The 26,152-nt window shown below is 67.4% G+C and carries 25 protein-coding genes, 7 tRNA genes and 1 riboswitch; of the genes, 10 read left to right on the top strand and 22 right to left on the bottom strand.

Annotation, left to right across the window (positions count from 1 at the left end; translation table 11 throughout):
* Window positions 1-20: 20 nt before the first annotated feature.
* Window positions 21-284 carry a hypothetical protein gene (locus C1H84_RS02295; protein ID WP_146955824.1) on the top strand — a complete coding sequence of 88 codons (264 nt, stop codon included), beginning with the start codon at window positions 21-23 and terminating at the stop codon, window positions 282-284.
* A gap of 129 nt (window positions 285-413) precedes the next feature.
* On the opposite strand, the gene argG is transcribed toward C1H84_RS02295, so the two are convergent.
* The gene (gene argG, locus C1H84_RS02290; protein WP_053798351.1) at window positions 414-1,841 is read right to left on the bottom strand and encodes an argininosuccinate synthase; all 1,428 of its coding nucleotides are present in this window, start codon (window positions 1,839-1,841) and stop codon (window positions 414-416) included.
* Window positions 1,842-1,976: 135 nt separating this feature from the next.
* Here argG and C1H84_RS02285 point away from each other — a divergent pair, with 135 nt between their 5' ends.
* Complete coding sequence (locus tag C1H84_RS02285; protein ID WP_113606430.1) at window positions 1,977-2,951, top strand: aldo/keto reductase; 975 nt, start codon at window positions 1,977-1,979, stop codon at window positions 2,949-2,951.
* 87 nt (window positions 2,952-3,038) lie between these two features.
* Here the strand turns inward: C1H84_RS02285 and C1H84_RS02280 are convergent, their stop codons facing one another.
* A complete protein-coding gene (locus C1H84_RS02280) occupies window positions 3,039-3,512 on the bottom strand; it encodes a Rieske (2Fe-2S) protein (protein WP_053798350.1) in 474 nt (157 codons plus the stop codon).
* 134 nt (window positions 3,513-3,646) lie between these two features.
* Here C1H84_RS02280 and C1H84_RS02275 point away from each other — a divergent pair, with 134 nt between their 5' ends.
* Window positions 3,647-4,225: a dihydrofolate reductase family protein gene (locus C1H84_RS02275; protein ID WP_047119424.1), complete on the top strand. Its 579-nt coding sequence runs from the start codon at window positions 3,647-3,649 to the stop codon at window positions 4,223-4,225.
* Between the two features lie 84 nt (window positions 4,226-4,309).
* On the opposite strand, the gene C1H84_RS02270 is transcribed toward C1H84_RS02275, so the two are convergent.
* The 8 genes from C1H84_RS02270 to msrB form a co-directional block, all read right to left on the bottom strand.
* Window positions 4,310-6,436 (bottom strand): 3-hydroxyacyl-CoA dehydrogenase NAD-binding domain-containing protein, encoded by a 2,127-nt coding sequence (locus C1H84_RS02270; RefSeq protein ID WP_113606429.1) that lies wholly within the window; start codon window positions 6,434-6,436, stop codon window positions 4,310-4,312.
* Between the two features lie 12 nt (window positions 6,437-6,448).
* Window positions 6,449-7,657, bottom strand: coding sequence for a thiolase family protein (locus C1H84_RS02265; RefSeq protein WP_047120778.1), 1,209 nt, complete (start codon window positions 7,655-7,657; stop codon window positions 6,449-6,451).
* A gap of 304 nt (window positions 7,658-7,961) precedes the next feature.
* The gene (locus C1H84_RS02260; RefSeq protein WP_047119422.1) at window positions 7,962-9,209 is read right to left on the bottom strand and encodes an HRDC domain-containing protein; all 1,248 of its coding nucleotides are present in this window, start codon (window positions 9,207-9,209) and stop codon (window positions 7,962-7,964) included.
* 38 nt (window positions 9,210-9,247) lie between these two features.
* A complete protein-coding gene (locus C1H84_RS02255; protein ID WP_113606428.1) occupies window positions 9,248-9,886 on the bottom strand; it encodes a DUF3000 domain-containing protein in 639 nt (212 codons plus the stop codon).
* A 77-nt stretch (window positions 9,887-9,963) separates the two neighbouring features.
* Window positions 9,964-11,025, bottom strand: a complete 1,062-nt coding sequence (locus tag C1H84_RS02250) for a threonine aldolase family protein (RefSeq protein WP_113606427.1) — start codon at window positions 11,023-11,025, stop codon at window positions 9,964-9,966.
* 149 nt (window positions 11,026-11,174) lie between these two features.
* A complete protein-coding gene (locus tag C1H84_RS02245; protein WP_113606426.1) occupies window positions 11,175-11,921 on the bottom strand; it encodes an SDR family NAD(P)-dependent oxidoreductase in 747 nt (248 codons plus the stop codon).
* Between the two features lie 38 nt (window positions 11,922-11,959).
* Window positions 11,960-13,345 (bottom strand): DUF6421 family protein, encoded by a 1,386-nt coding sequence (locus tag C1H84_RS02240; RefSeq protein WP_113606425.1) that lies wholly within the window; start codon window positions 13,343-13,345, stop codon window positions 11,960-11,962.
* 148 nt (window positions 13,346-13,493) lie between these two features.
* Window positions 13,494-13,916, bottom strand: a complete 423-nt coding sequence (gene msrB, locus C1H84_RS02235; protein ID WP_047119417.1) for a peptide-methionine (R)-S-oxide reductase MsrB — start codon at window positions 13,914-13,916, stop codon at window positions 13,494-13,496.
* A gap of 61 nt (window positions 13,917-13,977) precedes the next feature.
* On the opposite strand from msrB, the gene C1H84_RS02230 reads away from it, so the two are divergent.
* A complete protein-coding gene (locus C1H84_RS02230) occupies window positions 13,978-15,201 on the top strand; it encodes an alpha/beta hydrolase (protein ID WP_047119416.1) in 1,224 nt (407 codons plus the stop codon).
* Between the two features lie 21 nt (window positions 15,202-15,222).
* Here the strand turns inward: C1H84_RS02230 and ybaK are convergent, their stop codons facing one another.
* The 3 genes from ybaK to C1H84_RS02215 are packed head-to-tail and all read right to left on the bottom strand — an operon-like array spanning window position 15,223 to window position 17,117.
* Entirely contained in the window at window positions 15,223-15,726 is a 504-nt protein-coding gene (ybaK, locus tag C1H84_RS02225; RefSeq protein WP_047119415.1) for a Cys-tRNA(Pro) deacylase, read from the bottom strand.
* Window positions 15,727-15,765: 39 nt separating this feature from the next.
* Window positions 15,766-16,206: a SufE family protein gene (locus tag C1H84_RS02220; protein WP_047119414.1), complete on the bottom strand. Its 441-nt coding sequence runs from the start codon at window positions 16,204-16,206 to the stop codon at window positions 15,766-15,768.
* Entirely contained in the window at window positions 16,203-17,117 is a 915-nt protein-coding gene (locus C1H84_RS02215) for a sulfurtransferase (protein WP_113606424.1), read from the bottom strand. The genes C1H84_RS02220 and C1H84_RS02215 overlap by 4 nt, the downstream gene beginning before the upstream one ends.
* 209 nt (window positions 17,118-17,326) lie before the next feature.
* On the opposite strand from C1H84_RS02215, the gene zapE reads away from it, so the two are divergent.
* Window positions 17,327-18,367: a cell division protein ZapE gene (gene zapE / locus C1H84_RS02210; protein WP_053798345.1), complete on the top strand. Its 1,041-nt coding sequence runs from the start codon at window positions 17,327-17,329 to the stop codon at window positions 18,365-18,367.
* Between the two features lie 21 nt (window positions 18,368-18,388).
* On the opposite strand, the gene C1H84_RS02205 is transcribed toward zapE, so the two are convergent.
* The 9 genes from C1H84_RS02205 to C1H84_RS02165 all read right to left on the bottom strand — a co-directional run bounded on the left by C1H84_RS02205 (window position 18,389) and on the right by C1H84_RS02165 (window position 20,917).
* Window positions 18,389-19,579 (bottom strand): benzoate/H(+) symporter BenE family transporter, encoded by a 1,191-nt coding sequence (locus C1H84_RS02205; protein WP_113606423.1) that lies wholly within the window; start codon window positions 19,577-19,579, stop codon window positions 18,389-18,391.
* A gap of 171 nt (window positions 19,580-19,750) precedes the next feature.
* A complete protein-coding gene (locus tag C1H84_RS02200) occupies window positions 19,751-19,969 on the bottom strand; it encodes an antitoxin (protein WP_047119410.1) in 219 nt (72 codons plus the stop codon).
* Window positions 19,970-20,186: 217 nt separating this feature from the next.
* A tRNA-Gly gene (locus tag C1H84_RS02195) sits at window positions 20,187-20,259 on the bottom strand.
* An 18-nt stretch (window positions 20,260-20,277) separates the two neighbouring features.
* Window positions 20,278-20,353: transfer RNA gene (locus tag C1H84_RS02190), tRNA-Gly, on the bottom strand.
* A 22-nt stretch (window positions 20,354-20,375) separates the two neighbouring features.
* A tRNA-Val gene (locus C1H84_RS02185) sits at window positions 20,376-20,447 on the bottom strand.
* A gap of 52 nt (window positions 20,448-20,499) precedes the next feature.
* Window positions 20,500-20,575: transfer RNA gene (locus tag C1H84_RS02180), tRNA-Gly, on the bottom strand.
* A 46-nt stretch (window positions 20,576-20,621) separates the two neighbouring features.
* Window positions 20,622-20,693 (bottom strand) — tRNA-Val (locus C1H84_RS02175).
* Window positions 20,694-20,719: 26 nt separating this feature from the next.
* Window positions 20,720-20,790 (bottom strand) — tRNA-Cys (locus tag C1H84_RS02170).
* Between the two features lie 54 nt (window positions 20,791-20,844).
* Window positions 20,845-20,917 (bottom strand) — tRNA-Gly (locus C1H84_RS02165).
* A 294-nt stretch (window positions 20,918-21,211) separates the two neighbouring features.
* Between C1H84_RS02165 and C1H84_RS02160 the strand changes: the two genes are divergently transcribed.
* The 5 genes from C1H84_RS02160 (at window position 21,212) to rpe (ending at window position 25,865) form a co-directional block, all read left to right on the top strand.
* Window positions 21,212-21,961: a 16S rRNA (guanine(1207)-N(2))-methyltransferase RsmC gene (locus tag C1H84_RS02160; protein ID WP_231735938.1), complete on the top strand. Its 750-nt coding sequence runs from the start codon at window positions 21,212-21,214 to the stop codon at window positions 21,959-21,961.
* An 86-nt stretch (window positions 21,962-22,047) separates the two neighbouring features.
* The gene (gene def, locus C1H84_RS02155) at window positions 22,048-22,611 is read left to right on the top strand and encodes a peptide deformylase (RefSeq protein WP_047119409.1); all 564 of its coding nucleotides are present in this window, start codon (window positions 22,048-22,050) and stop codon (window positions 22,609-22,611) included.
* Window positions 22,612-22,614: 3 nt separating this feature from the next.
* Entirely contained in the window at window positions 22,615-23,547 is a 933-nt protein-coding gene (gene fmt, locus C1H84_RS02150) for a methionyl-tRNA formyltransferase (protein ID WP_047119408.1), read from the top strand.
* On the top strand, window positions 23,544-25,106 hold the full coding sequence (locus C1H84_RS02145) for an RsmB/NOP family class I SAM-dependent RNA methyltransferase (protein ID WP_047119407.1): 1,563 nt from the start codon (window positions 23,544-23,546) through the stop codon (window positions 25,104-25,106). The genes fmt and C1H84_RS02145 overlap by 4 nt, the downstream gene beginning before the upstream one ends.
* Window positions 25,107-25,202: 96 nt before the next feature.
* Window positions 25,203-25,865, top strand: a complete 663-nt coding sequence (gene rpe, locus C1H84_RS02140) for a ribulose-phosphate 3-epimerase (RefSeq protein ID WP_113606421.1) — start codon at window positions 25,203-25,205, stop codon at window positions 25,863-25,865.
* A 41-nt stretch (window positions 25,866-25,906) separates the two neighbouring features.
* Window positions 25,907-26,044: riboswitch (FMN riboswitch) on the top strand.
* The last annotated feature ends 108 nt before the right edge of the window (window positions 26,045-26,152 follow it).

The following is a 26,152-nucleotide window of genomic DNA, read 5'->3' as shown; positions in this document are numbered from 1 at the left end:
CCCGCCGCACCCTGAAAGCGATGCTGTGGCCGGCCGCCCAGGTGCTGGTCGGCTTTTCCGCGGGGCTCGCGCTGGCCAAGACGATGTCGCTTCCCGAGGAGCAGATCGCGTTGATCGGCACCGTGATCACGCTGGTCACCTGGCTGGCGGACGAAGCGGTCACGCTCCCGGCGAAGGACACCCGGCTCGGGGCGGCCTTGCACGGCACCCTCAGGTTCCTCGCGCTGGTCGGATTCATCATGGCCCTGCAGTCCCTGGCGGCGCTCAACGGGCTGACCTCCTAAACCCCGCCGCGCTGCAACCCTGCGCGCAGGCCGCGCAGCGGTCCAGGCAACAAAAAAGCTCGGGCGGATGCTTCCAATCAAGGAAGCATCCGCCCGAGCTCTTAGCGTTCAACGCAGGGGCGTCGGAGCCTAGTCGGTGCCTGAATCGAAGGCGGCCAGCTCGTTGGCGCGGTCGGTAGCCAGCTCGTCGCTGTCCACCGGGGTGGCGTCGACGATCGCGTCGGCGCCGCCGGCCTCTAGCGAGCCCACCAGCTTGGCGGTGGTGCCGCCGACCAGGCCCATGGCAGCGTACTGCTCCAGGCGGCCGCGGGAATCGGCGATGTCCAGGTTGCGCATGGTCAGCTGGCCGATGCGGTCCACCGGGCCGAAGGCGGCGTCGCCCACGCGCTCCATGGACAGCTTGTCCGGGTGGTAGCTCAGGTTCTCGCCGGTGGTGTCGACGATGGTGTAGTCGTCGCCGCGGCGCAGGCGGATGGTCACGGTGCCGGTGATGGCCGAGCCGACCCAGCGCTGCAGGGACTCGCGCAGCATCAGGGCCTGCGGATCCAGCCAGCGGCCTTCGTACATCAGGCGGCCCAGGCGGCGGCCTTCGTTGTGGTAGCTGGCCACGGTGTCTTCGTTGTGGATCGCGTTGACCAGGCGCTCGTAGGCGATGAACAGCAGCGCCATGCCCGGAGCCTCGTAGATGCCGCGGGACTTGGCTTCGATGATGCGGTTCTCGATCTGGTCGCTCATGCCCAGGCCGTGGCGTCCGCCGATGATGTTCGCCTCGTTGACCAGGGCTACCGGGTCGACGTATTCCTTGCCGTTGATGGCGACCGGGCGGCCGGCGGAGAAGGTGACGGAAACATCTTCCGAGGTGATCTCAACGCTTTCGTCCCAGTACTTCACGCCCATGATCGGCTCGACGTTCTCGATCGAGCTGTTCAGCAGCTCCAGGGTCTTCGCCTCGTGGGTGGCGCCCCAGATGTTGGCGTCGGTGGAGTAGGCCTTCTCAGCCGAGTCGCGGTAGGGGAAGCCGTGGGCGACCATCCACTCGCTCATCTCCTGGCGACCGCCCAGTTCAGCGACGAACTGCGGGTCGAGCCACGGCTTGTAGATGCGCAGCTTCGGGTTGGCCATCAGGCCGTAGCGGTAGAAGCGCTCGATGTCGTTGCCCTTGTAGGTCGAACCATCGCCCCAGACGTCCACGCCGTCCTCGCGCATGGCGCGCACCAGCAGGGTGCCGGTGACCACGCGGCCCAGCGGGGTCGTGTTGAAGTACGACTTTCCGCCCGAGCGGATGTGGAAGGCGCCGCAGGCCAGGGCGGCGAATCCCTCTTCGACCAGGCCCGGCTTGCAGTCGACCAGGCGCGAAGCCTCGGCACCGTACTCCAGGGCGCGGCCCGGAACGGCGTCGATGTCCGGCTCGTCGTACTGGCCGAGATCGCCGGTGTAGGTGTACGGGATGGCACCGTTGTGGCGCATCCAGGCGACGGCAACGGAGGTGTCGAGGCCACCGGAGAACGCGATACCGACGCGCTCGCCTACTGGGAGATTGGTAAGAACTTTAGACATGTTTCCATCCTAATGGATAAATATGCATTGTAGTGAATTGAGACTGAATGCCGGGGCGCGGAGACCTAGCAGATAGCCTATGGGTATACGACGCTCCAGTGAAGCGGAGCACAACTATGAAGTGAAGAGGTGTCCATGGAATTCCGCCAACTTGGCCGCAGCGGCCTGAGTGTTTCCGTCGTCGGTCTGGGCTGCAACAACCTGGGGCGGACCGGTACCGCCACCGAGTCCCAGGAGGGGACCAACGCGGTCGTCCATGCCGCGCTGGAGGCAGGAATCACGCTGTTCGACGTGGCCGACACCTACGGGCGTGAACCGGGCCTTTCCGAAATCCGCCTGGGCGCCGCGCTGGGCAGCGCCCGCGGGGACATCATCCTCGCCACCAAATTCGGCATGGACATGCGCGGGGTCAATGGGCCAGACTTCTCGGCGCGCGGATCGCGCCGCTATGTCGTCAAGGCGGTCGAGGCCTCGCTGAAGCGTCTGGGCACCGACTACATCGACCTGTTCCAGTTCCACACCCCGGATCCGAATACCCCGATCGAGGAGACCCTGCGGGTGCTGGACGACCTGGTGGCCAGCGGGAAGGTCCGCTACATCGGGCATTCAAACCGGTCCGGCTGGCAGATCGCGCAGGCCGAGTACGTGGCCCGGGAGCTTGGCACCGAACGCTTCATCTCCGCCCAGAACCACTACAACCTCATCGACCGCCGCGCAGAGCTGGAGGTGCTTCCGGCTGCGAGGGAATTCGGGCTCGGCGTGCTTCCCTACTTCCCGCTGGCCAACGGGCTGCTTACCGGCAAGTACTCCAAGGGCCACGCGCCAGAAGGAAGCCGCCTGACGCATTCACGGCAGTACCTGGTGGAATCCAGCAACTTCGAGCAGCTGCAGAAGTTCGCCGACTTCGCCGCAGCGCGCGGGCTCACCGAGATCCAGCTGGCCTTCTCCTGGCTGGCGGCCCAGCAACCGGTCGCCTCGGTGATCGCCGGAGCCACCCGTCCCGAGCAGATCACGGCCAACGCGCAGGCAGTCAGCTGGGTGCCGACCCCGGCCGAGCGCGCGGAGCTGGACGAGATCTTCCCGGCCCCGGAGAAGATCGCGCCGTTCTAAACGGAGCTTAAAAACACCATGCGGCGGAACCCCCGAATCGGGGAGTCCGCCGCATGGCGCTTTAAGCGACAGCAAACCAGCAGGGATCTATGCGTCGGCGGTGACGTAGACGACGATGTTCTTGTCCTTGATTTCCGCGGCGTAGCGCGGCAGCGCCGCCTTGGCCGGGCCGGCCACCACGGTGCCGTCCTTCGGGGCGAACTTCGAGCCATGGCAGGCGCAGTAGAAGTTCTCGTCCTGCGACTTCGGCGTCAGCGCGCAGCCCTGGTGGGTGCACTTGTTCGAGTAGGCCAGCACGGTCTTCTCATCCGGGCGGAACACCATGACCGCGGTCGCGCTGCCGTCCGGGTAGGTGGCCGGCGCCGAGGCGCGCGAGCCGACCGGCAGGTCCGAGACCGGCATCAGCACCTGGCCTTCGCCGCTCGGTTCGGGGATGGAATTGGCCTCTGGGGTTTCAACCGCTGATTCTCCGTTGCCGCAGGCGGTCAGCAGGGCTGCCGAACCGATCGCGGCGGAGGCGCACATGAACGTGCGGCGGGCTGGTCGGGCGAAGTCAGTCATGGCTTCATTGTTGCAGAATTATCTGTGACGTCGCCAAGAAGGCGCACCACACCCTGTTTCCGGACGCCGTATCTCTGTAGAGTGGGCGAATTCGCCAATGCCAGCGGAGAAGGACCCCGAGCCGAGGAGAACCCATGCGCACCTTGACCTACTACGTGGCGGTAAGCCTGGATGGATTCATCGCCGGACCGGCAGGGGAATTCGACGCGTTCCTCGCCGAGGGGGACCACATGCAAGCCATCGGCGAGCAGTTCCGCGGCACCGTGCCCACCGTCCTGGCCGAAGCCGTGGGTATCCCAATCCAGGACGGGCCCTTCGACACCGTGCTGATGGGATGGAACACCTACGCGGTCGGGATGCCCGACCAGCATCTGGCCAGCCCCTACGCCCACCTTCGCCAGGTCGTGTTCACGCACGGACGGCAGGGCCCGGAAGGCAGCCAGGACGTGCTGTTCACGGACCGGGATCCGGTGCAGCTGGTGCGCGAACTGAAAAAGGAAGACGGCAAGGACATCTGGCTGTGCGGCGGCGGCTCGCTGGCCGCCGCACTGGCCGAGGAGATCGACCAGCTGGCGCTGAAGATCAACCCGGTGACCTTCGGCGGCGGCATCCGGCTGTTCGGCGACCGCTCCTACCAGCCGCAGCCCTGGCGCAGCACCTCCGTGCAGGCCTTCGAATCCGGGGTCGCGCTGGCGCAGTACGAGCGGGCCTAGCGCTTCCCTCCAGTTGCAGAACACGACGGCGGGGCCCTCGGCCGGCGCATGCCGCCGCCGAGGACCCCGCCGTGATGCGCCTGGTCAGTTGTTGAACTTTGCTCCGTTGACGCGTTCGGAGGCGCCGACCTGGTCGAGGTACGGAGTGATGCCTCCCAGGTGCATCGGCCAGCCCGCGCCGGTGATCATGCACAGGTCCACGTCGGCCGCTTCGGCCACCACGCCCTCGGAGAGCAGCAAGCCGATCTCCTGGGCCAGCGCGTCCTGGACCCGAGCCAGGATCTGCTCCGCACTTGACGGGTTGCTTCCTTGCATGATGACCTGCGCCGCGGCCGGGTTCAGCACCTGGCCGCCCTGCTCGTCGGCGACCCACAGCGAGGTGACCTTCGCGTCGATCAGCTTCTGCAGGTTCTGCGACACCGCGAAACGGTCGCCGAAGGCGGCGTGCAGCGATTCGGTGACATGCTGGGCCACAGGCAGCCCGACCATCGACAGCAGGGTGAACGGGGTCATCGGCAGGCCCATGCTGGACAGGGCGTTGTCCGCGGTCTTGGCGTCGGTGCCTTCGTCAAAGGCCGCCTGGACCTCGCTGAGCAGGCGCAGCAGCACGCGGTTGACCACAAACGCCGCCGCATCCTGGGCGAGCACGGTGGTTTTCCTCAGCGCCTTGCCCAGCACGAACGCGGTGGACAGCGCGGTGTCGCTGGTCCATTCGGTGGCGGCGATCTCCAGCAGCGGCATGAGGGCCACCGGGTTGAAGAAGTGGAAGCCCACCAGGCGTTCGGGGTGCATCAGGTCCCGGCCCATCTCGGTGACCGAGAGCGAGGAGGTATTGGTGGCCAGCACGCACTCGGGGGAGACGACCGCCTCGACCTCGGCGAAGACCTGCTTCTTCACGCCCAGCTCCTCGAAGACCGCCTCGATGACGAAGTCCGCGTCGGCGAAGCCCTCCTTGGAGACCGAGCCGGAGACCAGCGCCTTGGCGCGGTTGACCGCGTCCTGGCTCATCCGGTCCTTGGCATGCAGCTTGTCGATCTCGCCGTGGATGTAGCCCAGTCCCTTGTCGATGCGCGACTGGTCAAGGTCGGTGATGACCACCGGCACGTTCAGCCGGCGCACGAACAGCAGTGCCAGCTGGCTGGCCATCAGCCCGGCCCCGACGATGCCGACCTTGGTCACCGGGCGGGCCAGCCTGGCGTCGGGCGCTCCGGCCGGGCGCTTGCCGCGCTTCTGCACCAGGTCGAAGAAGGCGTAGACCGTGTTCTGGAACTGCCTGCTGCCCATCAGCTCTGTCAGCGCCTGGATTTCCAGCTGCGCCGATTCGGGCTGGGTCAGGGTCAGGCCCTGGCGGAAGACCTCCAGCACCTTGGACGGGGCGGGGGCGGCGCCGTGCAGCTTCGCGTCGACGAACGCCTGCGCGGCATCCGCGGCCTCCAGCCAGCGGCGGGCCACCTCGGGATCGCGCGGGTCCACCGCGTTGGGGCGTCGCACCTCGAGCTCTCCGTTGAGCACGCCGTCGACGAACGCGACCGAATGCTCGATGAAGTCCGCCGGCTCGAACAGGGCATCGGCTACACCCATCTTGTAGGCGGCAGGCCCGGAGAGGGTCTTGTTGTTGTTCAGCGGGTTCTCGATCATGACCTTCAGTGCGTTCTCCGGGCCCACCAGGCGCGGCAGGCGGTAGACGCCGGCCCAGCCCGGAATCAGCCCGAGGAACGCCTCGGGCAGGCCCAGCGCGCCGGCGGCGGTGCTGACGGTGCGGTAGGTGCAGGCCAGCGCAATCTCCAGGCCTCCGCCCAGGGCCAGTCCGTTGACGAAGGCGAAGGTCGGCACACCCAGGTCGGCTAGCAGGTCGTAGGCGTGGTGGCCCAGGGAGGCCATGGCGCTGCCCTGCTCGGGGGAGCGCAGCCGGGTGACCGCGGACAAATCCGCGCCGGCGATCAGGAAGTGCGGCTTGCCGGTGATGGCCAGCGCGTGGATCGCCCCGGCCTTGGCGCGCTCGGCCTGGGTTTCCAGCGCGGCGCGCAGCTCGATCAGCCCGTTGGGGCCCAGCGTGGTCGGCTTGCCGTGGTCCAGCCCGTTGTCCAGGGTCAGCAGGGCCAGCACCTTGCCGCTGGGCAGCAGGACGTCGGAGACCAGCGAGTGGGTGACGGTCTCGTCGCGCATGAGCTCGGCGACGTCCGAGAAGTTCTGTGAAGTTGCTGCGGTCATGGTTCTGCTCCTTTAGGCCTTGCTGCCGAAGTCGGGGTGGTTCGGGTTTTCCCAGATGACGGTGCCGCCCATGCCCAGGCCGATGCACATGGTGGTGATCCCGTAGCGTACCGAGTGGTCCTCGGAGAACTGGCGGGCCAGCTGGGTCATCAGCCGCACCCCGGAGGAGGCCAGCGGGTGGCCGACGGCGATGGCGCCGCCGTAGCGGTTCACCCGCGGGTCCTCCTGGTCAATGCCGTAGTAGTCAAGGAAGGAGAGCACCTGCACGGCGAAGGCCTCGTTGATCTCGAATAATCCGATGTCCTGAATCTCCAGCCCGGCCTTGGCCAGTGCCTTCTCGGTGGCGGGGACCGGGCCGTAGCCCATCACGTCCGGCGCGACGCCGGCGAAGGCGAAGGAGACCAGGCGCATCTTCGGGGCCAGCCCCAGCTCGCGCACGGCTTGGCCGCTGGCCAGCAGCGCGGCGGTGGCGCCGTCGTTCAGGCCTGCCGCATTGCCGGCGGTGACCCGGCCGTGGGCGCGGAAGGGGGTGCGCAGTTCGCTCAGCGATTCCATGGTGGTTCCCGGGCGCGGCGGCTCGTCCACGCGGTGCACCGCCCAGCCTTCGCCCGGGCGCTTGGCGGCCACGGAGACCAGGTCAGGCTGGATCTGCTGGTTCTGGTAGGCGGCGGCGAGCTTGGCCTGCGAGGCCACCGCGTAGCGGTCGGCGCGTTCCTTGGTGATCGCGGGGAAGCGGTCGTGCAGGTTCTCCGCGGTGTTGCCCATGTTCAGCGCCTGCGGGTCGACGATGCGCTCGGATACGAAGCGCGGGTTCGGATCGGCCCCGGCGCCCATCGGGTGGTTGCCCATGTGCTCCACGCCGCCGGCGATGACCAGGTCGTAGGCACCGAAGGCGATGCCGCCGGCCGTGGAGGTCACCGCGGTCATCGCGCCGGCGCACATGCGGTCGATCGCGTAGCCGGGCACCGACTGCGGGATGCCGGAGAGCAGCGCCACGGTGCGCCCGATGGTCAGGCCCTGGTCGCCGGTCTGCGTGGTGGCCGCCAGCGAGACCTCGTCGATCTTCTCGGCCGGCACCTGCGGGTTGCGCTCCAGCAGGCCGCGCACGGCCTTCACTGCCAGGTCGTCGGCGCGGGTGCCGTGGTAGATGCCCTTCTCGCCGGCGCGGCCGAACGGGGTGCGGACCCCGTCGATGAAGACGACGTCGCGGTCATCGAGCATTCTGCTTGCGTTCTCGTGCTCGGTCGTGGTGTTGGCACTCACCGGCGGGCTCCTTGCGGGGTAGGTTCTGCCTGCCGGAGGGGCCCGGCAGTGGCCACCGTCACAGTGACCTGCCTCATACGTTACTCATGAGTAACTTTTAGCGCAAGTGGAGATCCCGCCGGCTGGCCGGCATCGGGGCCGCAGGGGACGCAAAAGCCGCATGCGGCACCCGCGCCGAGGGCTCGGCGGCAGGGTGCTGCATGCGGCAGCGGTATGCAACGGTGCGGTTCACGGGCCGGGCGAAGGTGAACCCGAATTTCGGCTAGGCCTTCATCGCGGCGGCCAGCTTGCCGGCCAGCAGCTCGCGCTGCCACGGGCGGGCGCCCAGCGCGCTCAGGGCCTCGTCGATGGAGCCCTCGCTGAGCACCGCCGGGGGAGTCCAGCACAGTTCGCGCAGGAACTTGGGGGTCAGCAGGTTTTCGGCGGGGATGTTCCAGGCCTCGCTGACCTCGGTCACCACCAGCTTGGCGGCGGCCAGCCGGTCCGCGGCCTTCGGGTTCTTCTCGCTCCAGGCGCGCGGGTTGGGCAGCCCGGTCTTATCAGTGCGCAGCTCGGGCAGGTCGCGGGTGCTGCGGCCGCGCCGCACCGCATCCAGCCAGCGCGGGGCGTCGCGCTTCACGCTGCGCCCGTGGAAACCGGGGATCTGCAGCAGCGCCGGCACCGAGTTGGCCCGGTGCTCGATCGCCGCCATGATGGCGCGGTCCGGCAGCAGCCTGCCCGGGGCGACATCGCGGCTCTTGGCCAGCGATTCGCGCGAAAGCCACAGCTCGCGGGCCACTGCCAGGTTGCGTTTGCTCTTGATCTTGTGGATGCCCGAGAGCTTGCGCCACGGCTCGGCCACCTCGGCGACCTGCGGCGGAATCAGCTCGAAGGCGAATTCCTGCCGGGCGAACTCCAGCTTGCCCTGCTCCTCGAGCACGCCGGTGACCTCCTGGCGCAGCTCTTCGAGCACCTCGACGTCCAGCGCCGCGTAGGTCAGCCAGGATTCGGGCAGCGGGCGCGTGGACCAGTCGGCGGCGGAGTGCTCCTTGGCCAGCGCCAGGCCCAGCAGCTCGGCAACCATGGTGCCCAGCGAGACGCGCGGGAATCCGGCCAGGCGCCCGGCCAGCTCGGTGTCGAACAGCGAGGCCGGGGCCAGGCCCAGCTCGTTCAGGCAGGGCAGGTCCTGGGTGGCGGCGTGCAGGATCCATGGCTGCTCGTTGGCGAACTCGACCAGCGGGGACAGGTCCTCCAGGGTTTCCGGATCGATCAACCAGGTGCCGGCGCCTTCGCGGCGGATCTGGATCAGGAAGGCGCGCTGGCCGTAGCGGAAGCCGCTGGCGCGTTCGGTGTCCACCGCCAGGTCTCCGGTTCCCGCGCGCAGGGCGCGCACCGCGCGGCGCAGCGCCGGCGGGGTGTCGATGACTTCGGGCACGCCATCGCGCGGCGCGGTGAGCGGGATCAGCGGCGGCGCGGAAGGCTGCGAGTCGTCTGAGGCGGATAACGGTGCGGTCGGCTGGGAATTGCTCATGGTGATTCCATTCTAAGACCGCGCGGGGAACTTCGGCGCTAGCTCAGGCGGCGGCGCGGCAGCTGCTGCACGCCCTCGGGCAGCGGAGGCAGCCCGGCGAAGGTGCAGACCATGTCCGCCCAGGCGCTCAGGTGCACCCCCAGGTCTTCGGATTCGGGGGACCAGGAGGCGCGCAGCTCGATGTCGATGTGGTCCTGCTCCCCGGCCATGTTGCCGAAGGATTCGGAGATCACGCGCGTGGCGGTGCCGCCGGCCGAATGATAGGCCGCGCCGCGTTCGCACAACGCGTCCTCCAGCCAGCTCCAGGCGACCGAGGCGAGCATGGAGTCCTGCCCCATGTCGTTCTCGAGCCGGGCGCGGATGTAGGTGACGATGCGGAACTTGCCGTTCCACAGCTGCTGCCCGGCAGGGTCGTAGAGCAGGATGAAGCGGCCGGTGGCCAGCTGCTCGGTCGGCTGCAGGAAGGGGGTGCGGCCCAATTCCTTGCCGAGGCGACCGTGGCTGGGACCGGCGTGCTCCAGCACGTCCCCGCTCAGGGCCAGGGCGAAGGGCGCGAGGCGTCCGGGGGCCGGGATTTCGGTGAACTGAAGCTCTTTGCGCACCGTGGCGCGGGACAACTCGTCCAGGGCCTTGGCGAAGGCCGGCGGGGTGGCGGCGGCAGGGCGTTCATTGGTCACAGTCAGAGTCTAAAACGCGCCGCACCGCTGGTGCGGTACGGCGCGCCGGTCGGCCGGGGGCCAACTGGAGTTCGAAGCTAGGCGGTCGCGAACTGGCCCATCAGTTCTTCGAGCTTCGCGGTGAAGGCGTCCACGTCGGCCTCGGTGGTGTCGAAGGAGCACATCCAGCGCACCTGCCCGGCGGCGCGGTCCCAGTCGTAGAAGCGGAAGTGCTGGCGCAGCTCGTCGCTGACCAATGTGGGCAGCTGCGCGAACACGCCGTTGGCCTGGGTCGGGTAGACCAGTTCCACGTCGTCGATGCGCTGCACCGCGGCGGCCAGCTTCGAGGCCATCGCGTTCGAATGCCCGGCCAGCTCGCGCCACAGCCCGGTGCCGTAGAGCTCGATCAGCTGCGCGGAGATGAAGCGCATCTTGCTGCCCAGCTGCATGTTCATCTTGCGCAGGTACTTCATGTCGGCGGCCAGCTCGCTGCGCAGCGTCAGGATGCCCTCGCCCAGCAGCATGCCGTTCTTGGTGCCGCCCAGCGAGACGATGTCCACCCCGGCGTCGGTGGTCAGCTCGCGCAGCTGGACGCCCAGCGAGGCGGCGGCGTTGGACAGCCGCGAGCCGTCCAGGTGCACCTTCATGCCCAGCTGGTGCGCATGCGCGGTGATCGCCTTGAGCTCTTCGGGGGTGTACAGCGTGCCCAGCTCGGTGGCCTGGGTGATCGATACGGCCAGCGGCTGCGCGCGGTGCTCGTCACCCCAGCCCCAGGCCTGCTGGTCGATCAATTCGGGGGTCAGCTTGCCGTCCGGGGTGTCCACCTGCAGCAGCTTGAAGCCGCCCACGCGTTCTGGGGCGCCGTTCTCGTCCACGTTGATGTGGGCGCTGGAGGCGCAGATGACAGCACCCCAGCGCGGCAGCAGCGACTGCAGCGCGGTGACATTGGCGCCGGTGCCGTTGAACACAGGGAAGATCGCCGCCTGCTCGCCGAACAATTCGCGCGCCAGCGCATCGAGCTGTTCGGTGTACTGGTCCTCGCCGTAGGAGATCTGGTGGCCGCCGTTGGCGCGCTCGATGGCCGCCAGGATCCGCGGGTGCACGCCCGAGTAGTTGTCCGAGGCGAATCCGCGCAGTGCCGTGTCGTGGCTGAAGGTCATGATGGGTGAGGTCCTTTGCTGGTCGGGGCCGGCCGGTGGGCCGGGGAAAATGGTGGGCGCGGCACATCGGCCGGTGGGCCGTGTTCCGCGCCGGTGGCGGCACGACGCCTGCCCGCCGCCGGGAGCGGTTGCGGGCAGGCGTGCGCGGGCTAGGCCTCGGGCGCCGCGGGCGTGGCCTTCGCGCCGGCCTTGGGCAGCGCGACGCGGGTGCCGTTGAGCTTCGCGGCGTCTGTCCGCAGCGCGTCCACCGCGGCCTTGGCCAGGAATTCGACCGGGGTGTGCCCCTCGGGCGCCTGGTCGGCCGGTTTGTCGCTGAGCGCCTTGACCACCCAGCTTAAGGCCGCGGCCTGCGGAGCCTGCTTGGTGAACAGCCGGGCCACGGCGTTGACCCAGTGCTCCGCGGCGGCCTTGACGGCGCCGTAGTTCGCGTTGGAGGGGGTCGGGTTCAGCACCGATTCGGAGCTGACGATCGCCAGCCGGCCGGCCTCGGAGGCCACCAGGTCGTCGACGAACACGCGGCTCGTGTTGCGCAGCGTGGTCATGACCGACTCGTGCAGGAAATCCCAGTCCTCGTCGCTCTGCCCGGCGATCGACTTGCCGCCGCGCCAGCCGCCGACCAGGTGCAGCAGCACGTCGATCGGGCCGTGCTGGCCGTGGATGGTGTCGCGCAGGTGCTCGACCGCCGGGTGGTAGGCAAGATCGCACTGGTAGCGCAGCACGCCGCGCGGCATGCGCTCCACCAGCCGATCCGCATCGCTGCCGATGGCCAGCACCTTGGCTCCCGCCTCCATCAGCGCTTTCGCGCAGGCGATGCCGGATGCCGAGGTGGCCCCGGCGATGAGAACCACCGGGGCCTTGCGGCCTTGCTGCTTCTGGTCCAATGTTTGTTCGCTCACGTACCTAGCCTAAATCAAGCGGGCCTGAAAAGGTCCGACTAGATGCGGTCAGCGCCGGTCATGCCGCGAGTGGACTCGATGACCGCGGTCATCTTCTTGGACAGCGCCTCGTAGAACATGGACAGCGGGAACTCGTCGTCCATCACCTGGTCGGTGATCTCGCGCAGCGGCGCGGACAGCGGCAGCGCCTGAGGGCCCTTGGCCCAGACCGAGGCCGGGTGCGGGGTGACGGTGGCGGACACCAGCTCGTAGGCGGCCAGCCAGTGGGCCAGCTTCGGGCGGTCGATGGACTTCCAGTACAGCTCGTCGATCGAGTCGCCCAGCGCGGCGACCACCGCGGGCACCTCGGCCCAGTCGATGCGCAGCTTGGTATCGGTCCAGTGCAGCACGTGGTGCTGGTGCATCCAGGCGAACAGCAGCTGGCCGCCCAGGCCGTCGTAGTTGCGCACGCGCGAACCGGTAATCGCGAAGCGGAAGATCCGGTCGAAGATCACCGCGTATTGCACCAGCTTGGCCATCTTCGCGGTCTTGTCGTCCACCTTCGGATCGGCGGCGATCTTCATGCATTCGCGGAACGCGGTCAAATCGCAGCGCAGCTCCTCGAGCGAGTACAGGAAGAATGGCATGCGCTGCTTGATCATGAACGGGTCGAAGGGCAGGTCCCCGCGCATGTGGGTGCGGTCGTGAATCAGGTCCCACATGATGAACGCCTCTTCGGCCAGCTGCTGGTCTTCGAGCAGCGCCGCGGCGTCGTCCGGCAGTTCGAGGTTGGTGATCTGCGCGGCGGCCTTGAGTACCTTGCGGAAGCGCGCGGCCTCGCGGTCCTGAAAGATCGCGCCCCAGGTGAACGACGGGGTCTCGCGGATCGCGACCGACTCCGGGAAGAGCACCGCGGAGTTGGTGTCGTAGCCGGCGGTGAAGTCGATGAAGCGCAGCGGCACGAACAGCTTGTTCGAGTACTCGCCGGCCTCGAGCTGCGAAATGAACTCGGGCCAGATCACCTGGACCAGCACCGCTTCGAGGTGGCGGTTGGTGGATCCGTTCTGGGTGTACATCGGGAAGAGCACCAGGTGCATCAGCCCGTCCACGCGCTGGGTCTGCGGCTGGAATTCCATGAGCGAATCGAGGAAGTCCGGCACGCCGAAGCCCTGCTCGGCCCAGCGCCTCAGGTCTGCGACGAGCTTGTCCAGGTAGTCGGCCTCGTGGGCGAAGAAGCCGCGCAGGGTCTGGATGGAGTCGACGATCGTGTCGACCAGCTCGCCGGCGCGGACGCGCTGCTCGGGCTCGGCCACGGAGCCGTCCTTGAGCTGCAGACCCTGGAATTCACTGGCGGCGGCCTTGAGTCCAAGCCATGCGTCGGACTCGGCGATGCGGCGGGCGTCGGAGGGGCTGGTTGGCCGTGGTTCTGCGGAAATCTGGGTCATTGAGATACACCTTCTTCTTCGGTAGGGCAGCGTTCAGTTGCTTGACTAGAACGCTACGCCCATCGAAAGGAAAAGTAATCCTGACTCCTCGGTGAATAAGTAATGCTTATTCTTGGGGTGACTTGCGTCGCTTCACGCTGAGCACTGTTTAGCCCTGCGTTTCGCGCAGCTTCAAGCTCAGCGAATTCATGCAGTACCGCAGGTCGGTCGGGGTTCCGAAGCCCTCGCCCTCGAACACGTGGCCCATGTGCGAATCGCAGTTGGCGCAGCGCACCTCCACGCGCTTCATCCCCATCGACTCGTCGGTGATGTAGCGGACGCGGTCTTCGGCCAGCGGTGCGAAGAACGAGGGCCAGCCGCAGCCGGCGTCGAACTTGGTGGTGCTGGCGAACAGTTCGGAGCCGCAGGCACGGCAGGAATACACGCCCTCGGTCGTCGTGTCCCAGTATTCGCCGGTGAACGGGCGTTCGGTGCCGGCCTGCCGCAGGACGTGGAATTCTTCGGGGGAGAGAACCTGGCGCCAATCGATCTCGGCGGGGTTCCGGTCTTCGGTGTTCTGGTTTTCGTTCATACTTAGGAAACTACCTCCGGGGCGTGATGATTCCCAACACGCCATCTGCAAAGATGAAAACATGGCTCGGAAAATCGTCGACAAGCTCGAACCACGCAAGACAGTTCCCGCGACCCTGATCGGCGCCGGTCTGGGAGTCGCGGCAGGTTCGCTGGTGGCCGCCAGCGTTTCCGCGCTGGCCGGGTACTTCGCCCGGCGCGTGGTCACCCCGGAGGAGCGGCGCGCCTCGAACGCGGTCATCCGCGAGATCACTACCGACGCGCAGGGCAAATTGTGGATGCATCTGGCCCGCGACGCGGAGACCGCCGAACCCGGCGGGTGCACCTTCCTGGCCGAATTCGATGCCTGCGCGGTGCGTTTGTCGGCTCCGCAGGATGTCGCGGGCAAACCGAAGATCGTGGCCCGGCAGATCGAGCAGGTCTACCGCGGCACCCTGGACGGGGTTAAGCGCGGCTACCTCTCCGGGGCGATGTACGAGCACCCCTCGGACCTGGGCTTCGAGGCCGAGGACGTGAGCGTCAGCCTCGACGTGGGCGACGGACCGGCCTGGCTGGTGCCCGGGACCAGCCACCAGGACGTCTGGGTGATCGGGGTGCACGGGCGCGGGGCCCGCCGCACCGAATCCATCCGCGCGCTGCCCGCTCTGGCCAAGGCCGGGGTGAGCACCTTGTTGATGAGCTACCGCAACGACGGACTGGCGCCGACCGCCCCCGATGGGCGCTACGGGCTGGGAGACACCGAATGGCTGGATGTCGAAGCCGCGGTCCACTTCGCGACCTCGCGCGGCGCGCGGCAGGTCATCTTGCTGGGCTGGTCGATGGGCGGGGCGATCAGTCTGCAGATGGCCGACCGCTCGGACTTGGCCGACCGGGTGGATTCGCTGATGCTGGTAGGCCCGGTGATCAACTGGGTCGACGTGCTCTCCCACCAGGCGCGGGCGAACAAGATCCCGCAGTCGGTCGGGCGCTTCGGCCAGTGGCTGCTGTCCAACGAGGCCGGGCGCTGGATCACCGGCCAGGCCGCCCCGGTGAACCTGAAGCGGCTGAATTGGGTGGACCGGGCCGAGGAGCTGTCCCACCCGATCCTGCTCATGCATAGCAGGGACGACCAGTTCGTGCCCAACGGGCCGAGCCTGAAGCTCGCCGCGCTGCGCCCGGACCTGGTCAGCCTGAAGACCTTCACCCTGGCCGGGCATACCAGGGAGCCGAACGTGGATCCGGACGGATTCACGCAAGCGGTCAGTGACTTCCTCGCCGCGCGGATCAACGCATATACGGCGAGGTAGCCGACCGCCGCGCCGGACCGCCTAGCCGGCGGCGATCGACGCCCAGATGGCGCCGGTGGCCTTCGCGGCATCCTGCGGGGCGATCTCCAGGCTGAAGCCGCGGCGCCCGCCGGAGATGAACACCGTCTCGAACTGCAGTGCGCTGTCGTCGATCACGGTGCTGGAGTGCTGGCGCTGCCCGAACGGGGAGATCCCGCCCAGCACATAGCCGCTGCGCCGCTGGGCTGCGGCCTTGTCGGCCATCTGCACCTTCTTGGTGCCCAGCGCCGCGCCGACCGCCTTGAGATCCAGCATGCTGTCCACCGGCACCACCGCGACGGCCAGGTCCTGGGCCGCGGTGGCGCCGGTGGCGACCATCAGCGTCTTGAACACCCGGGCGCCGGGAACCCCGAGCTGCTCGGCCGCTTCTCCGCCGTAGCTTTCTGCCGAGTCGCTGTGCGTGTAGCTGTGCGCCACGTAGCCGATCCCGGCGGCATCCAGGGCCGCGGTGGCCGGGGTGGAGGCGGCGTGTTTCTTCTTGCCCACGGGCGTTTGAACCTTCCTGCGCGGTATGTTGCGCCGCGCCTAGGCGGCGAGCTGTTCGGCGATCTGGCGCTTGATGCGGCCCAGCATGGCGGTCATGCCGCGCATGCGCAGCGGCGAGAGCGCGCGGGTCAGTCCCAGCTGCTGCGGCATGTCATCGGGCACCGCCAGGATCGCGGCGGCGTCCTTTCCGTCCAGCCCGGCGGCCAGCACCGAGGCGAAACCACGGGTGGTCGGCGCCTCGGGAGGAGCGGAGAAGAACAGGCTCACCGGGTTCGCGTCCGCGGCGGACACCTCCACCACCAGGAACAGCGGCGACTGGCATTCGACCACCTGCTCGAACAGCTCCGGGTGCTCGGCCAGGCGCTCGGGCAGCTCGGGCAGCTCGCGGGAGTACTCCAGCAGCAGCTCCAGGCGGTCGGCCTCGGGCACCTCGGTGAATTCCTCGATGATTTCGGCCAGTTCTGCGGGAATCGTGCTCATGCGCGCACCCCGCGCTTGGCTGGAACCTCGCCCTGCTCGGCGCCGCGGACGATCGGCACGCCCACGGCGTTGCCCCATTCGGTCCACGAGCCGTCGTAGTTGCGCACGGACTCGAAGCCCAGCAGGTGCTTGAGCACGAACCAGGTGTGGCTTGAGCGTTCGCCGATGCGGCAGTACGCCACCACGTCGTCGCCCGGCTTCAGCCCGGCCTCGTCCAGGTAGATCGCTTCGAGCTCGGCGCGGGAGCGGAAGGTGCCGTCCTCGGCGGCGGCGCGGGCCCACGGCACCGACGCGGCGCTCGGGATGTGCCCGCCGCGCAGCGCGCCCTCCTCCGGGTAGTTCGGCATGTGGGTGCGTTCGCCGATGTACTCCTCGGCGGAGCGCACGTCGATCAGCGGGTTGCCCAGGTGCTCCAGCACCTGCGGCAGGAAGGCGCGGATTGCCTCGTCCGAACGCTCGATCACCGGGTACTGCGACGGGGAGACCGCCGGCTTCTGCGTGCTCAGCTCGCGGCCCTCGGCGATCCACTTGTCGCGTCCGCCGTCCATCAGGCGCACATCTTCGTGGCCGAACAGGGTGAAGACCCACAGCGCGTAGGCAGCCCACCAGTTCGACTTGTCGCCGTAGATCACCACGGTGCTCTCGCGGCTTATGCCCTTGGCCTGCATCAGCGCCGCGAAGCCCTCGCCGTCGACGTAGTCGCGGGTGACCTCGTCATTCAGCTCTGTGTGCCAGTCGATCTTCAGCGCGCCAGGCACATGCCCGGTGGAGTACAGCAGGATGTCCTCGTCGGACTCCAGCACCACCAGGTTCTCGGCGCCCAGGTTGTCCGCGACCCACTGCGTGGAGACCAGCCGTTCAGGATGGGCATACGCTGCATACTTCTCGTTGGACTCAACGGGCAAAGGCATTTTCTATCACGTTCCTTGACGGTATCGGGGCGGCGGGAGATCCCCGCCGATCGCTTGCTCTGCTTCTAGCCTAGTGCTCCGAGCGCCCCGGCACTGTGTGGGGTGCGACATTTCACCGTTTCTGCGGGTCATTCAAGGTAAACTGGCCGATGGGCCGCCCGCGGGCCGCCCGCACATCACCGCATTCAACCGAAGGATCCCCGAAGCCCATGGCGACGATCACCCACCTGAGCGAAACCATCCCGCAGCTGTCGATCGACGAGCTGCTCGCCGGATTCCATCCGTCATACCGCTTCGGTGAGGTGTCCTTCAATACCTACCGCCCGGACCCGAACCAGCCTTCGCAGACCGAGGCGGTCCACAAGCTCACCAGCTTCGCCGAATCGGTGGGCAAGAGCTCCTCGGGCTCCTTCCTGGGCAAGCTGTTCGGGAAGAAGAAGGCAACCAAGAACGGCATCTACCTCGACGGCGGCTTCGGCGTGGGCAAGACCCACCTGCTCGCCTCGCTGTGGCACGCCGCTCCCGGCCGCAAGGCCTTCGGCACCTTCGTGGAGTACACCAACCTGGTCGGCGCGCTGTCCTTCCGCCAGACAGTCGACGTGCTCAGCCAGTACTCGCTGGTCTGCATCGACGAATTCGAGCTTGACGACCCGGGGGACACCGTGCTGATGTCCCGCCTCATGCGCGAGCTGTCCGACGCCGGGGTGAAGCTTGCCGCGACCTCCAACACCCTGCCCGGCGCGCTGGGCGAGGGCCGCTTCGCCGCGGTGGACTTCCAGCGCGAAATCAAGACCCTCTCCGAGCAGTTCGACGTGCACCGCGTGGAGGGCGAGGACTTCCGCCACCGCGGCCTGCCCGAAGCCCCGCAGCCGCTGGAGGACTCCGCCATCGAATCCTTCGCCGCCGAACGCTACCCGGATAAGACCCTGGCCGTGGACAACTTCGCGGACCTGGTGGCCCACCTGTCCAAGGTCCACCCCTCGCGCTACCGGCAGCTGCTCTCGGAAACCGACGTGCTGGTGCTGCACAACGTCGACACCATCACGGACCAGGCCATCGCGCTGCGCTTCGTGGTGCTCGCCGACCGCCTCTACGACAAGGATGTGCCGATCGTTGCCTCGGGCAAGCCGTTCAGCGAGCTGTTCACCCCGGAAATGATGGCCGGCGGCTACCAGAAGAAGTACTTCCGCGCTGTCTCGCGCCTCACCGCGCTGGCCCGCGAAGGCCAGATCGGCGAAGCGGCGCTCTAAACCGCGCCCCGCACTTCCAGCTCATCGCCGGGCAGTCACCTGCTCGGCGATGACGTGTATTAACAGGCCGATCACCAACGCCCAGAACGCCCCGCCGATACCGAACAGCGTCACGTTCGCCGCGGCCACGAGCATCGTGGCCAGGGCGCTGAGCTGCCAGCGAGGCTCCTTCATGGCCCCGAGCATCGCATTGGCCAAGGTCGCCAGCAGGGCCAGGCCCGCAGCGGCCTCGAACAACCCGGCGGGGGAGAGCGTCGCCAGCGAGGCGACCAGCGCCGATCCCAGCGCGAACACCAGGTAGAACACCCCGGAGGAGGCCGAGGCCTTCCACCGCTGCCCGGGATCCTTGCCACCGGACTCGCCGGCGGACAGGGCGGCGGAAATCGCCGCCAGATTAATCGCATGGCCGCCGAAGAAGGCGCCGGCGGCGCTCCCGAACCCGGTGGACAGCATGCTCGAACGCCACGGGGTGCGGAACCCGAAGGACGACATCACTGCCACGCCCGGGATGTTCTGCGAGGCCATGGTCACGATGAACAGCGGCAGGCTGATGCTCGCCACCGCCTGCCAGGAAAACTCCGGCGCCACGAATTCCAGCGTCGGAAGCACCTCGATCTGCGCCCAGGAATGGGAAGCGCCGATCGAGAACAGTCCGCACCCCACAGCGCCGAGCATGCTCAGGGCCACCGCATAACGCGGCAGGAAACGCAGCCCCGCCAGGAACACCGCCAGGATCAGCACCGCCGCCACCGGGATGCTGCCCAGCGCGGTGAAGGGCTTGAGGCACAGCGGAATCAGCACGCCGGCCAGCATTCCCTGGGCGATCGGCACGGGAATCGAAGTCAGCAGCCGGTGCAGCACCGGGATGAGCCCGGTGAGCATGATCAGCACGCCGCTGATAATGAATGCGCCGACGGATTCGGCGAAACTGAAACTGCCCGCAGCCAGGCTTGCCAGCAGCGCCGCGCCCGGTGTGGACCAGGCAACGGTGATCGGCAGCCGGTGCTTCAGGGACAGTACCAGAGAGGCTACTCCCACTAGGAAAGTCAGCGCGAGCAGGCCGGAGGATGCCTGTGAGGGGCTTGCTCCCGCCTGCAGCAGCCCGGTGATGACCACTGCGAAAGACGACGTGAACCCGACCATGGTGGTGATGAACCCGGCGAGCACGGCTTCGCGCGGCAGACGCGGACGGCTGATGATGTTGCTTTGCATGCTTAGTTTCTATCGGTTCGCGAGCCGGGTGGGAAATTGCGGCGATCCGGTGACCAAGATGTGGGATCGGCAGGAGCGGGCAACCTGCCCGGAAACGTAGAAAAGCGCCACCCGCTGGGGTGGCGCTTTCCTACGTGCCTAGGGTAAGGCCAAAGCTCTAACGACTGGACGTTAGGCCTGATCCTTGTTTCCGAGGTTGCCCAGGAAGTTCTTGGCTCCATCCTGAACGCCATCGACTTTGTCGGCGTACTTGCCGCCGGTCTTGCGGTCGATGAAGTCCCCGGCCTTGTCGATGCCGTCTGAAATCTTGTCAGAGTTCTGGCTCGCGAATTCTCCGGCTTTCAGTGCCAGTCCTTCGACCTTGCCCTTTAGCTCGTTAAAACCTGCCAATGGACACCTCCCTTCAACACGGAGGGCCTCTTGCCCTCAACTCCTGCGTCCCATCATAGGGTGCAGCCTTCGCGTTGGGTAGTTCACACGGCGAACAAATATGTTTCAGGGCCAGATCGAAGCCACGGAAGTGCCCGCTGAGCAGGAAACTACTAACAGTTTTAGCTGAGAAAGAAACTTGGGACCCACACTGATGTGTGGGTCCCAAGTTTTTCGGAGCGGTCAACGAGGTTCGAACTCGCGACCTCAACCTTGGCAAGGTTGCGCTCTACCAGCTGAGCTATGACCGCAGGATCTATATGAAGTTATGGAGCGGTCAACGAGGTTCGAACTCGCGACCTCAACCTTGGCAAGGTTGCGCTCTACCAGCTGAGCTATGACCGCATGGACACTGAACTGTATCCAGTGCGCGATACTGGGATCGAACCAGTGACCTCTTCCGTGTCAGGGAAGCGCGCTACCGCTGCGCCAATCGCGCCGAAGATTCAATGAAGAATCCCGACAGAATTATCATTTTACCGATGAATTCTTGGAGCGGTCAACGAGGTTCGAACTCGCGACCTCAACCTTGGCAAGGTTGCGCTCTACCAGCTGAGCTATGACCGCATATATTTAGTTATGAAATCCGTAATCTGGTGGACTACGAGTTCCGTGCGCGATACTGGGATCGAACCAGTGACCTCTTCCGTGTCAGGGAAGCGCGCTACCGCTGCGCCAATCGCGCAAAAAAGATGAGCAATCTTCATTGCGAGGTGGGGACGGGATTCGAACCCGCGTATACGGCTTTGCAGGCCGCTGCCTCGCCTCTCGGCCACCCCACCAAATCCGGCCGAAGCCAGGCGACTAGTTTTACCTAGTCGGTGCATCTTTTTGCGAGCGGACAACGAGGTTCGAACTCGCGACCTCAACCTTGGCAAGGTTGCGCTCTACCAGCTGAGCTATGTCCGCAAAATGGTTGTTGTTGGAACGTTTTCGTTCTTTCCAACGAGTAAAAACTCTATACGAGTTTTCCCAAGCTTCCAAATCGAAAGGCTGAGATCTGGTTCACAAAGCCCAAAACCCGCGGAATTACGGGGAATAATTCCTAAACGCGCGGCGACTAGGGGCGAAGTGTCCACCTGCGGTGCAATCATCGTGTATATGACGTCACCGAAACTAGCGATTCAGACCGATCATGGCCGCATGTACAGCCGCCGGGTCGGCGGCGAGGCAACGGTTCCATCGATTACGACAATCATTGGTATGGACCATGTCGACCTCACCGGTTGGGCGGGCTACATGGCAGCCAAGTCCTTATCCGAGGATGCCCGGCTTGCCGCGTCCATCTCCGAGCTCGGCCGTATGAGGTCGCTCGTGCGTGATTCGGCTACCGCGGCGGAGTCCTACCGTGATGCGGCGGCCGCACGTGGCGACCGGGTGCACAACTATGCAGAGCAGTGGGCGCTGGCGGAACTAGGCCAGCCGCACGAACTGGATTCGGCGCGCCAACTGCTGCAGGCCCATGGCGAACAGGACTACGCCGCCCACTTTGAATCCTGGTGGCGCGACTACCGGGTGGAGCCGGTGGCCGCGGAGGTGACCGTGTGGAACGAGAGCATCGGCTACGCCGGGACCATCGACCTGGTCGCGAAGATCGGCGGAAGGGACTGCCTGGTCGACTACAAAACAAAGACCAGCGACCGCGACGGCTTCGTCAAGCGGCCCGACGACAAGGTGATCATGCAGCTTGCCGCCGCCTGCAAGGCCGAGGAGCGGGTCGCCGACGCGGAGGCCGGGCAGTGGGAGCCGTGGCCGTATGGTGCTGACACCATGCTGCTGGCGGTGGCCCTGGGCCCCACCGGCAGCCGCACCTTCATGGCGCCTGCGGCCGCCATGCCCGACTACTGGGCCAAGTTCTACGCGCTGCGCCGCAACTGGGAGGCGTCCTTCAGGATCGCCAGGTCACGGGCCACGCTGGTGGAAATCACTCCACCACCTCAGCGCCAGCCGTGATCGACCGCGTAGACTGGATGGGCTTGGGTCTGGCGCGGCTGGACCGGGCGATCCGCTGAAAACAACAGAAGGCAGTTTGAAGAACTATGGCAATTTTGGGAATTCGGATCATCGGTGATCCCGTCCTTCGCACCCCAGCGCAGGAGGTGACCGAGTTCGGACCGGAAATCCAAAAGCTGGTCGAGGACATGGACCAGACCATGGAAAACGTCGACGGCGCCGGCCTGGCCGCGCCGCAGGTCGGCGTATCGCTACGCGTCTTCACCTACCAGATCGGCGAGGAGCGCGGGCACATCATCAACCCGGTGCTCGAGCTGAGCGATGACTTCCAGGAGGACCAGGTCGAAGGCTGCCTGTCCATCCCCGGCATCGCCGCCCCGGTCCCGCGCCGCCGCCATGTGCGCGCCACCGGCTTCGACAAGTTCGGCACCCCGCTGGTCCTCGAAGGCGAAGGCATGCTCTCGCGCTGCGTGCAGCACGAAACCGACCACCTGGACGGCATCCTCTTCCTTGACCGCCTGCCCGCCGACGAGAAGAAGGCGGCCTGGCGCAAGCTGCGCGCCACCAGCTACTCGCAGACCGCCAACCAGACCATCGCCAAGCGCTCCGGATCGCTGGGCTCCAGCTTCGGCGCAGGATTGGGGAAGTAGCCCGTGCGCATCCTCTTCGCCGGCACCCCGCAGGTCGCCGTCACCTCCCTTGACTCGCTGCACGCGGCAGGATTCGACATCGCCGCCGTGCTCACCCGCCCCGACGCCCCGCTGGGCCGCAAGCGCGTGCTGACCCCTTCGCCGGTTGCCGCCCGCGCCGCGGAGCTCGGCCTGCCGGTCATCAAGGCCTCCAAGATCACCGCCGAGGTCACCGAGCAGCTGCAGGGCCTGGATCTGGACGCCGCCGCCATCGTCGCCTTCGGCGGGCTGGTCCCGGAAGCCGCGCTCTTGGTCCCGCGCCACGGCTGGATCAACCTGCACTTCTCGCTGCTGCCGAACTGGCGCGGCGCCGCCCCGGTGCAGCACTCCATCATCAACGGCGACGACATCATCGGCGCGGTGACCTTCCAGCTGGAAACCGGGCTGGACACCGGCCCGGTCTTCGGCCAGGTCACCGAGGTGGTCAACGAGCTGGATACCGCCGGAGTGATGCTGGAACGGCTCAGCGCCTCCGGCTCGATGCTGCTGGTGCAGACCCTGCAGGCGCTGGACGCCGGCCAGGCAGTCGCGGTCCCTCAGACCGGGTCGCACACCTACGCGCCGAAGATCACCGACGAGGACGCGCAGCTGGACTTCACCCGCCCGGCCACCGAGATCCGCCGCCGCGCCCACGGCACCACCCCGTTCCCCGGCGCCTGGTGCGCGGTGGGGGGCCAGCGCTACAAGTTCGGCCCGCTGCGCGAACGCCGCGACGTGGCCGGCCTGGCTCCCGGGCAGCTGCGCATCGAACCGGGCAAGCAGCCCACAGTGCTCATCGGCACCGCCACCTGGGCCCTTGAACCGACAATGATCCAGCCCCCGGGCAAGAAGATGATGAACGCCTCAGACTGGGCCCGCGGCATGCTGACCCAGGGAACGGAAGTGAGCTTCGCATGAGCGCGAACGAACAGCGCGGGAATTCCCGCCCAGGGCGCCGCGGCGCGGAGCACGGCGACGGCCAGCGCCGCAACGAGGCCGGGCGCACCCGCAACCGCGGCCAGGGCGGGCGCCCGCGCCAGTACTCGCAGGCAGCTCCCGGCCAGCGCAAGCGCAGCGCCGACCCGGCCCGCCTGGTCGCTTTCAAGACCCTGCGCGAGGTGTCCGGCGCCGACGCCTACGCCAACCTGGTGCTGCCCAAGCTGATCCGCGAATACCAGCTGGACCGCCGCGACGCGGGCTTCGCCACCGAGCTGGCCTACGGCGCGCTGCGCGGCCAGGGGTTGTACGACGCGATCCTCACCACGCTGGTCGACCGCCCGCTGGCCGAATTGGACCCGGCGATCCTGGACGCGCTGCGCTTGGGCGCCCACCAGCTGCTGGCCATGCGCGTGCCGAAGCACGCCGCCCTGGACGAGACCGTGTCCCTGGCCCGCGCGCAGATCGGCGCCGGCCCCTCGGGGCTGATCAACGCCGTGCTGCGCCGCGTGAGCGAACGCGAGGCCGGCGAATGGATCGAGCAGCTCACCGCCGCCGCGGAGGGCGACGCCGCGAAGCTGGCCATCGAGCACTCCCACCCGGACTGGATCGTGCGCGCGCTGCGCGGCGCGCTGATCGCCCACGGCCGCGACGCCGGCGAGCTGGCAGCGCTGCTGGAAGCCGACAACGCCGCCCCGGTGGTCAACCTGGTGGCCCTGCCTGGGCTCGGCGACCTGTCCGGCGCGCTGGAATCCGGCGCGGAACCCGGCACCCTGCTGGCCGATTCGGCCACCTACAAGCACGGCGACGTGGCCCGGGTCCCCGGGGTGCGCGAAGGCACCGTGCGCGTGCAGGACGCCGGAAGCCAGGTCATGGCCCGCGCCCTGGCCAACGTGGAGCTGCCGGAAGCCGGCGACGACCGCTACTGGCTGGATCTGTGCGCCGGCCCCGGCGGCAAGGCGGCCCTGCTCGGCGCGCTGGCCGTGCAGCGCGACGCCCGGCTGACCGCCAACGAGCCCACCGCCCACCGAGCCCGCCTGGTGGAGAACTCCATGGACGCGGTGCCGCACGACTACTGGATGGTCACCCAGCAGGACGGCCGCGCCTACGGCGGGGAAGACTACGCCGGGGACTACGACCGCATCATGGTCGACGCCCCCTGCTCCGGCCTGGGCGCGCTGCGCCGCCGCCCCGAATCGCGCTGGCGCAAGGCCCCGCGCGATATCCCGGAGCTCACCGCCCTGCAGGGCGAGCTGCTGGACGCCGCCTTCCGCGCCGTGCGCGTGGGCGGGGTAGTCGGCTTCGTGACCTGCTCGCCGCACCAGGCCGAAACCCGCCTGGTGGTGGAGGACTTCCTCAAGCGCACCCCGCAGGCCAAGCTGCTGGACACCGGCGCCGAGGTCGCCAAGGTGATGTACCAGGACGCACCGGCCGCCGGCCACGCGCTGGGCGAGGGCTCCACCGCGCAGCTGTGGCCGCACCTGCACGGCACCGACGCGATGTTCATGGCGCTGCTGACCAAGGCCGCCCCGGCCGAATAAGGCCGCGCCGCGTCACCAACTGCCAGCGTCCGCCCGGACGCTGGCAGTATTGGCTTGAGAAGTATCCAGCCCCTGCCCGAACCCAAGGAGCCACCGTTGAGCACCGCGCGCATCCACCCCTCGATCCTCTCCGCCGACTTCGCCAACCTGGAGCGCGAGCTGCAGCGCATCCACACCGCCGACGGCGTGCACGTGGATGTCATGGACAACCACTTCGTGCCCAACCTGACCCTGGGCAAGCCGGTGGTCGAGGCGCTGCACAAGGTCAGCGAGCTGCCCATCGACGTGCACCTGATGATCGAGGACGCCGACCGCTGGGCCCCGGAATACGCGCAGCTGGGTGTTGACTCGGTGACCTTCCATGTGGAGGCCTCCGCTGCGCCGATCCGGCTGGCCCGCGAGCTGCGCGCCGCCGGTTCCAAGGCCGCCATGGCGCTGCGCCCGGCCACGTCGGTCGAGCCCTACCTGGACATGCTCGGCGAGCTGGACATGCTGCTGCTGATGACCGTCGAACCGGGTTTCGGCGGCCAGAAGTTCCTGGACCTGGTGCTGCCCAAGATCCGCCGCGCCCGCGCCGCCATCGACGGCTCCGGCAAACCCATCGCCCTGCAGATCGACGGCGGCGTCTCGCGCGACACCATCCTGCGCGCCGCGGAAGCCGGGGCCGACGTGTTCGTCGCCGGTTCCGCGGTGTACGCTTCGCCGGAGCCGTCGGTGGAAATCGACGTATTACGCAATCTTGCGCTGGGTGCGCACTGAAGCGCCACAAAGTATGCAACAATAACGAATGTAAACGTAAATACGTGCTCCGGGGTCGGTGAAAGTCCGAACCGGCGGTGATAGTCCGCGACCCGCGTCCAAGGCCACAAGCCGAGGAAGCGGTTGAGCCGGTGGAATTCCGGTACCGACAGTTAAAGTCTGGATGGGAGAAGCACGAATTTGATTTGCCTTGCGGTAGTGCCGGCGGTTCCCTGAGCGGAGCCGTATTCTTCGGCCCATGCCGCAGGTCCATCAAATGCACACCCCCGGAGCCGCCGCTTCGAGAA

Origin of the sequence: Glutamicibacter soli, assembly GCF_003309065.1 — a bacterium.
In the GTDB taxonomy this organism is placed as follows: Bacteria; Actinomycetota; Actinomycetes; order Actinomycetales; family Micrococcaceae; genus Glutamicibacter; species Glutamicibacter soli.
This window is presented reverse-complemented; position numbering and strand designations above follow the sequence as displayed.